Source organism: Burkholderia sp. JKS000303 (assembly GCF_002563755.1).
Taxonomy (GTDB): domain Bacteria; phylum Pseudomonadota; class Gammaproteobacteria; order Burkholderiales; family Burkholderiaceae; genus Burkholderia; species Burkholderia anthina_B.
Map to the genome: position 1 here is coordinate 13,046 of NZ_PDBZ01000006.1, position 12,361 is coordinate 25,406.

Annotated in this window: 10 protein-coding genes and 3 pseudogenes; 3 read left to right on the forward strand and 10 right to left on the reverse strand. The window is 61.2% G+C overall.

The window, feature by feature from the left end:
• Positions 1–46: 46 nt before the first annotated feature.
• Positions 47–295: a hypothetical protein gene (locus BX604_RS37765; protein WP_098557201.1), complete on the reverse strand. Its 249-nt coding sequence runs from the start codon at positions 293–295 to the stop codon at positions 47–49.
• A gap of 15 nt (positions 296–310) precedes the next feature.
• The gene (locus tag BX604_RS37770) at positions 311–589 is read right to left on the reverse strand and encodes a DUF4148 domain-containing protein (RefSeq protein WP_098557204.1); all 279 of its coding nucleotides are present in this window, start codon (positions 587–589) and stop codon (positions 311–313) included.
• A gap of 269 nt (positions 590–858) precedes the next feature.
• Between BX604_RS37770 and BX604_RS37775 the strand changes: the two genes are divergently transcribed.
• Both BX604_RS37775 and BX604_RS37780 read left to right on the forward strand, forming a co-directional pair.
• Entirely contained in the window at positions 859–3,666 is a 2,808-nt protein-coding gene (locus BX604_RS37775; protein WP_257146520.1) for an efflux RND transporter permease subunit, read from the forward strand.
• Between the two features lie 98 nt (positions 3,667–3,764).
• Positions 3,765–3,953: a hypothetical protein gene (locus BX604_RS37780; RefSeq protein WP_098557207.1), complete on the forward strand. Its 189-nt coding sequence runs from the start codon at positions 3,765–3,767 to the stop codon at positions 3,951–3,953.
• A 57-nt stretch (positions 3,954–4,010) separates the two neighbouring features.
• On the opposite strand, the pseudogene BX604_RS37785 reads toward BX604_RS37780, so the two are convergent.
• Positions 4,011–4,780: pseudogene (locus tag BX604_RS37785) on the reverse strand (IS5 family transposase).
• An 87-nt stretch (positions 4,781–4,867) separates the two neighbouring features.
• Positions 4,868–5,302, reverse strand: a complete 435-nt coding sequence (locus tag BX604_RS37790) for a nuclear transport factor 2 family protein (protein WP_098557209.1) — start codon at positions 5,300–5,302, stop codon at positions 4,868–4,870.
• A 183-nt stretch (positions 5,303–5,485) separates the two neighbouring features.
• Between BX604_RS37790 and BX604_RS37795 the strand changes: the two genes are divergently transcribed.
• Positions 5,486–6,400 (forward strand): LysR family transcriptional regulator, encoded by a 915-nt coding sequence (locus BX604_RS37795; RefSeq protein WP_098557212.1) that lies wholly within the window; start codon positions 5,486–5,488, stop codon positions 6,398–6,400.
• Between the two features lie 197 nt (positions 6,401–6,597).
• Here BX604_RS37795 and BX604_RS37800 read toward each other — a convergent pair.
• The 6 genes and pseudogenes from BX604_RS37800 to BX604_RS37825 all read right to left on the reverse strand — a co-directional run.
• Positions 6,598–7,281: pseudogene (locus tag BX604_RS37800) on the reverse strand (IS3 family transposase); the annotation flags it as partial.
• A gap of 48 nt (positions 7,282–7,329) precedes the next feature.
• A protein-coding gene (locus BX604_RS37805) for an IS3 family transposase (protein WP_098557217.1) occupies positions 7,330–8,417 on the reverse strand; the annotation gives its coding sequence in 2 pieces (ribosomal slippage) (positions 7,330–8,156 and positions 8,156–8,417; 1,089 coding nt in all).
• Positions 8,418–8,480: 63 nt separating this feature from the next.
• Positions 8,481–9,383 (reverse strand): annotated as a pseudogene (locus tag BX604_RS37810) (PDDEXK nuclease domain-containing protein); the annotation flags it as partial.
• Between the two features lie 56 nt (positions 9,384–9,439).
• The gene (locus BX604_RS37815; RefSeq protein ID WP_098557222.1) at positions 9,440–9,718 is read right to left on the reverse strand and encodes an HU family DNA-binding protein; all 279 of its coding nucleotides are present in this window, start codon (positions 9,716–9,718) and stop codon (positions 9,440–9,442) included.
• A gap of 419 nt (positions 9,719–10,137) precedes the next feature.
• Positions 10,138–10,641, reverse strand: a complete 504-nt coding sequence (locus BX604_RS37820; protein ID WP_098557225.1) for a replication initiation protein — start codon at positions 10,639–10,641, stop codon at positions 10,138–10,140.
• Between the two features lie 242 nt (positions 10,642–10,883).
• The gene (locus BX604_RS37825; RefSeq protein WP_098557368.1) at positions 10,884–12,266 is read right to left on the reverse strand and encodes a replication initiation protein; all 1,383 of its coding nucleotides are present in this window, start codon (positions 12,264–12,266) and stop codon (positions 10,884–10,886) included.
• Between the last annotated feature and the right edge of the window lie 95 nt (positions 12,267–12,361).

Genomic DNA, 12,361 nt, shown 5'->3' on the forward strand with positions numbered 1-12,361 from the left:
CGCCATCGGTGCTCAAAATCGGAATTCCGGTCGCCCGCAAGATCCGTCAGCCCCCCGCACTCGACGCCGTGCAGGTCCGGCAAGGTAGCTTGCCACCGGTGTCTCGACCGAGATTCGAGGTGACGCCCTCAGCCTGCGGTCGCGCGCCGCCGGTCGCCCGCGCCGGGTTCAGCTCGCGCAGCACGCTGGCGCGGCCGCCATCGTCGTCGGGTAGCTGTGGTTGCCCGCGCGCAAAGGCCGGCGCGACCGCCGCCGCGAGCAGCGCGGCGATCGCCAGTCGGGAAAGGCCCATCATTGCCCGACTCCCGTTTCACTGCGCGCTGACGGCCGGAACGGCCGTCGACGCGGTCGCGGTGGCCGGTTCGCCGTGCGCGATCGCATACAGCTCGCGATTGCGGGCGACCGTTTGCGCGCTCGGCGGATAGTCCCAGTTCGGCGCCGGCACGGTGCCGTCGCGCTGCGCCTGCACCAGGTCGGCGATCACGTCGGCGCGCGTCAGGCCGGACGACGAGGTTTGCGCGAAAGCGGCAACCGGCGTGCCGATGACGACGGCGAGCAGCGCGGCGGCTGCGATCAGTCTGCGATTCATGATGAAACTCCCCAGAACGGTTCGATGAGGACGCATCGTCGATGCGCCGCCGGCGGGAGCGCGGATGCGTTTCGCCGCCTGACGCATTCATTCTGGTGATCGCGGCCGGCACGACGCTGACCGCCGGATGACGGTTTTGAAATCTGCGGGGCCGCGCACAGATAACGGTTTCGTAATCCTCGAGTCAGGGCCGGGTCAACGCGCCGCCGGCAGACTGCACGCACGTCGCATCGGTTGCGGCGCCCTTGCCCTGCTTCGAGGAAAACATCATCTGGATCGTCCGGCTGGCGTTGCGCAGACCCTATACGTTCGTCGTGCTCGCACTGCTGATCTTCATCGCGGGGGCGCTCGCGACCCTGCGCACGCCGACCGACATCTTCCCGAACATCAATATTCCGGTCGTCAGCATCGTCTGGTCGTACAACGGCTTCTCGGCCGAGGACATGGCCAAGCGCATCACGTCGAACTACGAACGCGCGCTGACTTCCGACGTCGACGACATCGAACACATCGAGTCGCAATCGCTGAACGGCGTGTCGGTCGTGAAGATCTTCTTCCACCCTGGCGCGGACATCAATCGCGCGATCGCGGAAGCCTCGAGCAACTCGGCGTCGATCCTGCGGATCCTGCCACCCGGCACGCTGCCGCCGAACATCATCACGTACAACGCGTCGACGGTGCCGATCCTGCAGCTCGGGCTGTCGAGCGATACGCTCGCCGAGCAGCAGTTGTACGACCTCGGCAACAGCTTCATCCGCACGCAGCTCGCAACCGTGCAGGGCGCGGCCGTGCCGCTGCCGTTCGGCGGCAAGGTGCCCGAGATCGTCGTTGACCTGAACATGCGCGCGCTGCAGGCCAAGGGGCTCGCGCCGATCGACGTGGTCAACGCGATCAATGCGCAGAACCTGATCCTGCCCGGCGGCACCGCGAAGATCGGCGCACGCGAACACAACGTGCAGATGAACGGCAGCACGCAGACGGTTGCCGCGTTGAACGACCTGCCGGTCAAGACCGTCGCCGGCAACGTCGTCTACGTGCGCGATGTGGCCCACGTGCGCAACGGCTATGCGCCGCAGACCAACATCGTGCGCAGCGACGGCAAGCGCGCGGCGCTGCTGACCGTCGAGAAGACCGGCAGCGCGTCGACGCTCACGATCATCGGTCAGGTAAAGGCGATGCTGCCGAAGATCGCGGCCAGCCTGCCGAAGGCACTGCACATCACGCCGCTCGGCGATCAGTCGGTGTTCGTGAAGTCGGCGATCCAGGGCGTCGCGCGCGAGGCCGTGATCGCCGCGTGCCTGACCGCGCTGATGATCCTGCTGTTCCTCGGCAGCTGGCGCGCGACGCTGATCATCGCGGTGACGATTCCCCTGGCGGTACTGACATCGCTGTGCGCGTTGTCCGCGCTCGGCGAGACGATCAACATCATGACGCTCGGCGGGCTTGCGCTCGCGGTCGGGATTCTCGTCGACGACGCGACCGTCGCGATCGAGAACATCACGCATCACCTGGAGCGCGGCGCGCTGCTCGAGGAGGCGAACTTGACCGGCGCGGGCGAGATCGCGGTGCCGACCTTCGTGTCGACGCTGTCGATCTGCATCGTGTTCGCGTCGATGTTCCTGCTGACGGGCGTCGCGCGCTACCTGTTCGTGCCGATGGCCGAAGCGGTGATCTTCGCGATGATCGCGTCGTACTTCTTCTCGCGCACGCTGATCCCGACGCTCGCGATGGTGCTGATGCGTGCCAAGGGTCACGGCAAGCCGCCGCGCGGCGTGTTCGCCCGCTTCGCGCGCTTCCAGGCCGGTTTCGAGCACCGCTTCGAAGCAGTCCGCGCGCGCTACCGTGCGCTGCTGTCGGCCGCGATCGAGAATCGTCGCCGCTTCGCGGCCGCGCTCCTGCTCGCGTGCGTCGCTTCCACCAGCCTGTTCGCCATCGCCGGGCAGGATTTCTTCCCGTCGGTCGATACCGGCGAGATCAGGCTGCACCTGCGCGCGCCGACCGGCACGCGGATCGAGGAAACCGCACGCCTGACCGACGAGGTCGAAGCGCGGATTCGCGCCGTGATCCCGCCGAACGAGCTGGCCGGCGTGCTCGACAACATCGGCGTGCCGGTCAGCGGGATCAACCTGACCTACGACTCGTCCGACCCGATCGGCTCGGGCGACGCCGACATCATGATCACGCTGAAGCCGAACTACCGCCCGACCGCGCAGTACGTGACGAAGCTGCGCAACCTGCTGAACCAGGCGTTCCCGAGCGTGACCTTCGCGTTCCTGCCGGCCGACATCGTCAGCCAGATCCTCTACTTCGGGCTGCCCGCGCCGATCGATATCCAGATCGTCGGCAACAAGCTCGACCAGAACCGCGCGGTCGCGAACCGGCTGCGCGCGCAGCTGCGCGGCGTCGTGGACGCGCAGATCCAGCAGCCCGGCGACGAACCCGCGATCAACGTGGACGTCGATCGCACCAAGGCGATCCAGGCCGGGCTCCAGCAGCGCGACGTGTCGCAGAACCTGCTGATCGCGCTGTCCGGCAGCTCGCAGACCACGCCGAACTTCTGGCTGAACCCGGCCAACGGCGTCAGTTATCCGGTGCTGGTGCAGACGCCGCAATACGACGTGAATTCGCTGCAGTCGCTCGCGAACATCGCGATGCCGACCGCCACGCAGTCGCCGCAGACGCCCGCCGGCGGCCCGGCGGCCGGCGCACCCGCGCAGAACCTGCTCGGCACGCTCGGCACCTTCACGCGCGCCGAGCAGCAGGCCGTCGTGTCGCACTACAACGTGCAGCCGGTGCTCGACATCTTCGCGTCGGTCCAGGATCGCGACCTCGGCGGCGTCACGGCCGACGTGACGAAGCTCGTCGACGACGCGCGCGCGCAGTTGCCGCCCGGCTCGTCGATCGTGCTGCGCGGCCAGGTGCAGGCGATGCACCAGTCGTTCGCCGGGCTGCTGAGCGGCCTCGTGCTCGCGATCGCGCTGGTCTACCTGCTGATGGTCGTCAACTTCCACCCTCATACGCAGGAGGACAACGACGCCGGAAACCCATACACTTATCCACAACCGGTCCTGCTTTAGACCGGTCTCCACCCCGGCTCAAAATTCAATCGGCCCGGTGGCTCAAAATTCCGTCGGCGCGGACACTCGACGACCGCTCGGACAATTGCACCGGCACCATGTACGACGTCGCCACGCTAAGGTGGCGCGAGACCCTCGGCGGTGCATTCGCGTACGAGGGGGCCCTCGATATGGACCTGCGCTTCCCGCTCGATCCAAAGCAACTCGCGACCGACACGTCGGGCGCGCCCTGGTTTGGTACCGTCTCGGCCAGCGGCGAAGTCCGCGTGCGTGCTGATTGGCGCTGAGAGGTCAGTTCAAAATGGGTGCTCGATACGCCTGAGGATGTTCCGGCAGACAAGCGATCAACCGAGTTTCAGGAGTGCTTTGTGAATGTCGGCACGTCTCTCGAAGCGTATGCGTAGACGACGAAAATTGTGGAGCAACGAGTGGGTGCGTTCAACGACCTAACGATATTTTCCGAGTCCGCTGCCGTGTTCGGCCCGGCGCTTTGCGATCACCGGTTGGATACCTCGATTGCGCAGGGCTCGCCGATGTCGCTCGGAGTCATATCCGCTATCAGCATAGACCACGCGAGGTCGTTGAATCGGGTGGCCGCGCAGGCCGTGAACCGATGGAATCGCGTCGATCAGCGGCAGCAACTGCGTAACATCGTTGACGTTCGCGCCAGTCAGGATCGCGGCGAGCAGTGTGCCGTTGGCGTCGGTGACAAGGTGATGCTTGGAACCGGGTCGTGCGCGATCGGTGGGGTTCGGGCCGGCTTTTGGCCCGCCCCAACGGCGCGAATCGATGATGAATCGGGAGCGGCTCGCGAGAGGTCGACCTGGTCTGCTGCGCGCAGCTTCGCGAGCAGCAGCTCGTGCAAGCGGTCCCACACGCCGGCAGCCTGGCAATCGCGTAGTCGTCGCCAACATGTCACGCCCGAGCTGCACCCCATCTCGGCAGGCAGGTCACGCCAACGCAGCCCGGTCTTGAGAACGAACAAGATACCGGTCGGCGCGGCGCGATTCGAAACAGGCAGGCGGCCCGGGTTCATCTCGCGCGGCGGCTTGGGCGGCGGCAGTAACGGCTCGATCAGTGTCCACAATTCATCGTCGATGATCGGCTTGCCCAATTGCTCAGCCTCGGTTGTTCCGATGCCTGAGGTTAACGGCTCGGCGCGAAAGTTAACAGCCCCAAAGCATCTTTTTGAAACAGTTTCTTAGGTATACGTCAGGATGTTGCGGCGAAGCTCGAGGCGGGCGAGCTTCCACTCATTATTTATCCGTTCCCACGTCTCGTGGTAAAAGCCATATCCATGCATCGTCTTCGACGGGTTGCCATCTTTTGCCGCATAGACGTGCCAGTCCTCCATGGACCAGATCGCAGTTGCTTCGGTAGCAGATTTGAACTCGATCTCGGCGTTGTGCGTTTGATGGATCGTCCGCGCATTGGCGAACAATTTGCGAGACATTACCGACAGCTCGGCGATCGAGTTGAACTCAGCCATCACCGAGTTATCGAGATTGTAGAAAGTGATCTTTGCGTCGGGCTTGAAGATACCCTCCCAAGCATCGAACTGCTTTGTGTCCACATAACGACAGTATTTAGCTTTTTGCTGCCGAATCTGCTCTGCCGCCTCTAAATCAAATGCCATTTTTAATCTCCGGTGTCATCGCACGCAGGTCACCAAGGCACGCTTGCGCTTGTTCGCGTCATACCCGGCTGCGTAACGTCGTAACCATAGTACGCGTGCAACGTCGATGGATAAATGGCCTTTCTCAATACAGATTGTGCAATACAATTGCACAATCAGACACTCGGATCGCGAGGACTCACGATGGACAGATTCGACAGCATGCGTGCCTTTGCTCGGGTCGTCGAGTTAGGAAGCTTTACCCGAGCAGCCGACTCGCTCAATCTACCGAAGACCACGGTTTCCGCCCAGATTGGCGCATTGGAGCGCAGGCTCGGTGTGCGCCTGCTAAACCGGACGACGAGAAGCGTGACGGCAACGCCCGAGGGAGGCATCTACTATGAGCGGGTCGTATCGCTGTTGTCTGACCTAGATGAAACAGAAGCTGCGGTAACAGCGTCCAGGGTCGAACCGAAGGGTCGGCTCCGCATAGACATGCCTCCTGCGATTGGCCACCGCATCGTCATCCCGGCCCTCGGATCGTTTATTGAGCGTTACCCAGGCATCGTTCTGGAAGTGGGATGTACGGATCGCCCCGTCGATCTTGTCGGGGAAGGCATCGACTGTGTGATTCGCGGCAATCTCATTCATGACGAGGGACTCGTCGCGCGACCGCTCGGCGTCTTCGATATCGCGACCTGTGCATCACCAGCCTATTTGGAGAAATACGGTACGCCAGCCACGCCCATGGAAATGGAAAATCATCTGGTCTGCCGATTGTTTTCCCCGAAGAATCGACGCTTCTTCGAATTCGATTTCACGAAGAACGGCGTCCGGACAAACGTGAAAGGCCGACACGTTGCCGCATATAACGACATAGAATCATCACTCACCGGCGCCCTCTCGGGACTCGGCATTGTCCAGTTGCCCCTCTACATTCTGGAGGAGCATCTCGCTACAGGCCGTCTGACAAGGATCCTCACGGACTACGCGACTGAAGGTGTTCCCGTCAACCTTCTTTACCCTGAGAACCGGATGCTCTCCGCGAAAGTAAAGGCGTTCGCGTCGTGGTCAAGAGATCTGTTTGCTTCGACCAAGCACGTGAACGTCGCTGGCTAACGGAGCAATACCGCTTTACAGAAACCGTTATTAATTACGAATCAACTGCTTACCTAAATGGATCACCTCAAATTACCATCCGTCCACAAAATGCTCACGTCAGCACGGTTGCGGTTCTGGCACATTTATTGCGAACAGAGGTGGTCTCGCTCGTTCGGACAGGTTTTCGATATTTTTAAGTGGAATGTCCGAGGCAGTCATGCTGCCGATTTGATCGCAGGCAGCGTCGCGAAGTATGCTTCATCCGGCGTCTGATCCGCCAGGCTCGAATGGGGCCGTTTCCGGTTGTACAGCTCGATGTATTCGCCAATGGAACGCCGGGCATGGCTGACCGACTCGTAGGCCTTCAGGTAGACCTCTTCGTACTTGATGCTGCGCCATACCCGCTCGACGAACACGTTATCGCGCCAGCTTCCCTTGCCGTCCATCGACAGCCGGATGCCCCGGCCCAGTACGGCCGCGGTGAACGCGCCCGCCGTGAACTGGCTACCCTGATCGGTGTTCACAATGTCCGGCAGCCCGTAACGGGTGAACGCTTCTTCCAGTGCCTCGACAGCGTGTACGGCTTCCAGCGTGATGGCGACCCGGTGCGAGAGTACCTTGCGACTCGCCCAGTCCACCACCGCCGTCAGATACACGAATCCGCGCGCCATCGGAATGTATGTCGCGTCGAGTGCCCAGGCCTGGTTGGCCCTCTCGATCTTCAGGCCACGCAGCAGATACGGCCAGATCTTGTGCTGCGCGTTGCGGCGGCTCTTGTTCGGCTTGCAGTACAGCGCCTCGACACCCATGCGTTTCATCAGCGTGCGCGCGCGTCGACGGCCAATCTCGTGCCCTTCCCGGCGCAGAAGGCATGCCAGCATCCGCGCCCCGGCAAACGGAATCGAATCGGTAATCCCCCCGTTTTCCACGGGGTTCAGAAGTAGAAACTAAGCGGCCATGGCCAACCGCTGCTTTGGCGTAAATCCGCCCAGGGCCATGTTCGGGCGGTCATGATTGTAAGTCCACATCCAATCGGTCGCGAAGCGCTGCACGTGGTCCAAGTCTTCCCAGTGGTACTGCGACAGCCATTCGTACCGTACGGTCCGGTTGAATCGTTCGACATACGCATTCTGCTGCGGCTTGCCCGGCTGGATGTAGTCGAGCCTGATGCCGTACTGTCGGGCCCATTCGATGATCGCCGCGCTCAGGTACTCGGGCCCGTTATCGCACCGAATCGCTTTGGGCCTGCCGCGCCAACCGATGATCTGCCGCAGCGCACGGATCACGCGTTCGGACGGCAATGAGAAGTCGATCTCGATGCCGAGTGCCTCGCGGTTGAAGTCGTCGATCACGTCAAACAGCCGGATGCTACGTCCGTCGGCAAGTTGGTCGTGCATGAAGTCCATCGACCAGACCTGATTGACGGCAGACGGCACCGCCAGCGGTTCCGGGACCTGCCTGACCAGTCGCTTGCGCGGCTTGATTCGCAGGTTCAACTCCAGTTCGCAATAGATCTGGTACACGCGCTTGTGATTCCAGCCGAAGCCTTTCACGTTGCGCAGGTACAGGAAGCACAGTCCGAAGCCCCAGTTCCGGTGGTTGTCCGTCAGGCGCAGCAGCCAGTTCGCAATCTCGTCGTTCTCGGCGCTGCGCCGACCGACGTACCGATAACAGGCCTGGCTGATCCCAAATGCCTCACATGCCAGCCGGATCGATACGCCCCGGCTGCACACCGCATGCATGGCCATCTCACGCCGGCAAGATGGCCTCAATCTTTTTTTGCGAGCGCCTCCGCTACGATCTCGGCCTTGATCTTCTCCTCGACGTACATCTTGCGCAGCCGGGCGTTCTCGGCCTCCAGTTCCTTCATCCGCGCGATCAGCGAAACGTCCATGCCGCCGTACTTCGAACGCCATTTGTAGAACGTCGCCGTGCTGATTCCCAGCTGCCGGCACAGGTCCGGCACCGACAGCCCCGATTCCACGCGCTTGAGCGCGTCCATGATCTGGCTGTCCGTGAATCTCGATTTCTTCATTCGGTAGAACTCCCTCAACAAGAAAATTCTACTTCTGATCACACCGGTTTCTCGGGGGGATTACCTCATCCAGTGCTCGCGCGCGTAATTGAGGTAGAGGTGCATCTGTCCGGCGTCGGCATAGCTGAAGCGCCCGACCTTCAGGTCAATAATGAGCAGACATCGCAGTCGTCGGTGAAAAAACACCAAGTCGACACGGAACCAGGTGTCATCGATCCGGAGGCGCCGCTGCCGACCGATGAAAGCAAAATCATCGCCGAGCTCCAGCAGGAAGTCGGCGAGATGCTGGATCAAGCCGGCCTCGAGATCCGACTCCGAGTACTCGTCCTTCATATCGAGGAACTCAAGGACGAATGGATCGCGAATCGCCTCCTCAGGTGTGAGTAACTCTCCCGGTTGCGGTTCAGCGGCTTTTCCGAGCAGAGACGCCTTGTTGCGGGACAATGCCAGTCGCTCGTAGAGCTGACTGCTCACCTGGCGGTCGAGTTGACGCACGGACCAGCCTTCACGCAGCGCCTCGGCTTCATAGAAATCGCGCGCAGCGGCCGCCTTCACCGAAAGCAGGCGCACATAGGCTGACCAGGGCAACGGAAACGCCTGCGCGACCGTGCTGAGTTCAAGCGGCGTGGCCTCGGCCCCTGCAACGGACAATCGCTTGGTCGATTTTGCAGACGGTGTCGGGACAATTTTGGGGGCAGTGGATTGTGCAGACAGCGTCTGCACAATCCGATCGGCCGGCCATGCCAGATAGAAAGCACGCATCTGGGCAAGGTTGCGCCACCCGAAGCCGCGGCCGAATCGCTGCGACAAGTCTGCACCCAAGCGCCGGATCACAGCCTCGCCGTAGGCCGCCCTTTCGTCACCACCCTGCTCGAACAGCACGATCCGCCGCCCGATTTCCCAGTACGTGGCCGTCATCAATGCGTTCACGCTGCGGGCCGCGGCCGCGCGGGTGGACGCGACCACCTCAGCAATCTCACGGTGCAGGCCCGCGTAAGTGGCTTTTTCAACCTCTCGCTGCGTCACGACGCGTTCACCACATCCTTAAAGGCCTTGCCGGCAGTGAACTTCACCGTGTTCGCTGCGGCGATCGCGATCTCAGCCCCCGTCGTCGGATTGCGACCGGTCCGCGCCGCGCGCTGCCCCCGCGAGAACGTGCCGAAGCCGATGAGCTGCACCGCCTCGCCACGGCTCACGGCCCCTGTGATGACGTCCAACGCCGCCTGGACCGTCTTACTTGCTTCATTCTTGCTGACGCCGGCACCTGCGGCAACGGCGTCGATGAGTTCCTGCTTGTTCATGAACACTCCTGCTCACCAAGTCAAAGCCGAACCCTACCGCACACCACGGCCGACACGCAAACCCCGGAGAGTCAATACGGTCGTGCCGCCGGTGACCGCCTGCCATACAGAAGCCAGGCTTGCGCCTCACGCTTCGCGACTTGGCCGACACCCGGTGCCCGCTGTTGCAGATATCGAGCACGCGTCGTCGGCCTGCGCTCGCCGCCCCACCGCCGACAGCGCAGCCCAAACGGAGACGATCACCATATTAGTCAGACCCCAATTAATTTAACCGTGATAAGTCCTATTATTAGGGTTACGCTTAATGGCTTTAAATAGGGGGAAGATTCGTTGCGCCTTGCCGGTTAAGTGATCACCGACTGTTGATTTGCACGGAATCCCCCGTGGGTCAGGATTCCGTGCAAATCAACAGACAGTGGTCATCGTCGCGCAAAGCGGAAGTCCAACGCGCGAACCACATTCCCATCCTTGATCGGTTGCCAGCTAACCATGACGTTGGTTTGCAGATTGAATTTTTCGACAGCCGGATCGATCGCGCACGGCCTGATCTTGTGAAAACGATAGTTCGCCGGCATCCGCAGCATCGCACGCAAACCCTCAACGCTGACTTGCCACCGCCCGTGCTCGGCTTCACGCACCAGGTATTCAAGAGTACGCGCCGCGTACGTTGACGATGATGGATCGGGCCCCAGGCGGACGTCGTCGTCCTTCTTCGGCGGATGGCGCCGATTGAAGCGATATCGATTGAGCCCGTTCTTTACGCGGCAACGCAGCCACGCCTGCTTGCATAGCGTGTTCAATGCAACACGCACTCGTTTCATTTCCCCCGATTGGGGATCGACATCTCGTGCGTACAGCATTGTTGCAATCTCTCGGCCGGTACTTCCCGGATTCTCGATGACGAGATCGACAATGAGTCGCATGACAATGTTCGGTCTTGCCAAGACAACCTCTTCTCCCAGGTGAACGACAGAAATGCTAACCCTGGCGTCGCTATTTCAGAAATATCACGCAGGATCGCATTGACTGCGCGCCCAGGAGAAGGCTGACATCGGGCCGATAAGAACGCAACTAACGATCAACCGCACTCCACTCTTCGACAAATCCCCTCGCACTTCACAGCCCCTGTCTACAAAAACGGGGGCCTCTGACTGCCAGGCGCCCCTCACCCTAGATTTGCTCGAATCGGACGCGTCTGCATGAAGACGTAGAGCGAAAACGCCGCTCGCAGCGACTCATGTTGCGAAAGCAAAGCCTCATTCAAGTCGGCCATTGGATCGATACTCAACCGACGCATCGTCAGCTTCGCAGCAGGAGACCGTTTGTAGTTGCGACGCCAATCCTCTCTTTGTTCCGGCGTCGCGGCCTCGTACGCGTCCCAGCCCTGCCGAACCTCATCGCCCATCCGCTCCTGCGCACTCACCTCCTGTGCTGCGGCCTGCAGTGCCACGCGGTTTTGAGCTTGTGCCTTTGCTTCGGTCTCTTGTTGCTCACGCTCAATGAGAGACTGCTGAACCTGCACCATTTCGCGCTCAGCATCGGAGACTGCCCAACCTTCTTTGAGAGCCTTCATGAAAAAGCCAGCCGGACTCTTCGTCACCTTGCCCAACTTCAAGCTGAATCGAGTACGGTCAATCGCTTGCTCGAGACGTTCATCGGTGTAGGTGTCTCGATCGCCAACGATCTGATTGAACTGCGCTGTCGAAAGCCCAAACTCCTGCTTCAGGGCTTGATAGATCTCCTTGGCGTGCTCGTGCGTATGCAACACCCGTTCGGCGAGATCTTTACGGCTGATTCGGAACCGGAGACTGCCAATTTTTCGCGAGCCCGGCAGGTTCCGCGTTTCGTACGCAAGGGAGAGGTCAGAAACTTCGTTGATCTGCTGTACGGCCGGTTCGAGCCAATCTCGTTTGAAGTACTTGAACACCTGCGCATTCGCGCCCATCTCTCCCTGCCATCCACGCAACTCGTCGAGTGGGATCCAGTCGGTCTGCCCTTCATCCGCGTGCGGAAGCAAGTGGTCGTACATCACCCGCGCGTAGGACAAGGTGAACATCGAGGTGATGCGCAGACTCAACCAATGCGACTTACCCTTCCCTCGAATAATTCCAATCAGATCGGGCGGGACGCGGAATTGAAAGCGGCCACCCTGGTAGGAGATACGGCCGATCAGTTGCGTCGAACCGAAAGGCCGCTCACCGTCAGCGTCCGCGGGCGCCGTCGCCTGGATAAGGGCTTTTTGCGCCTCGGTGATGACCTGCTCGAGGTGGGTGTTGTTGCGGCTCGAGTAGCGCATGAGCCATTTGAAATAGTCCAACTCCACGTCATAGAGGTCACGGGGCCGTTCGTCGTAGGCGACAATGAAGTACGCTGCATCGATCAAGCGGCGAGCGGCCACACCTAGGTCGACGATTCGAATGAGGACGTTGTTACGAGAAAAACCAATATCTGACCTTGCGCTATCGACTGGCAGCCCTTCTGCCGACGCATCATCGAACAGGGCAAGCGCCAACTGCTGAGACGTCGCCAATTGCCCTCTTTCCGCCATGCCGCCCTCCGCCATCTCGCTGCATTTGTCATATTGGAGCGTAATGTACCGGCGGCAAAGTGACCCGTCAACACACACTACCTCACCTTCGGCAT

Bases quoted from the DNA above. Each gene is read 5' to 3' on its own strand.
- BX604_RS37765 (WP_098557201.1), bottom strand. From the start codon at position 295: ATGATGGGCCTTTCCCGACTGGCGATCGCCGCGCTGCTCGCGGCGGCG.
- BX604_RS37770 (WP_098557204.1), bottom strand. From the start codon at position 589: ATGAATCGCAGACTGATCGCAGCCGCCGCGCTGCTCGCCGTCGTCATC.
- BX604_RS37780 (WP_098557207.1), top strand. From the start codon at position 3,765: ATGTACGACGTCGCCACGCTAAGGTGGCGCGAGACCCTCGGCGGTGCA.
- BX604_RS37790 (WP_098557209.1), bottom strand. From the start codon at position 5,302: ATGGCATTTGATTTAGAGGCGGCAGAGCAGATTCGGCAGCAAAAAGCT.
- BX604_RS37795 (WP_098557212.1), top strand. From the start codon at position 5,486: ATGGACAGATTCGACAGCATGCGTGCCTTTGCTCGGGTCGTCGAGTTA.
- BX604_RS37815 (WP_098557222.1), bottom strand. From the start codon at position 9,718: ATGAACAAGCAGGAACTCATCGACGCCGTTGCCGCAGGTGCCGGCGTC.
- BX604_RS37820 (WP_098557225.1), bottom strand. From the start codon at position 10,641: ATGCGACTCATTGTCGATCTCGTCATCGAGAATCCGGGAAGTACCGGC.
- BX604_RS37825 (WP_098557368.1), bottom strand. From the start codon at position 12,266: ATGGCGGAAAGAGGGCAATTGGCGACGTCTCAGCAGTTGGCGCTTGCC.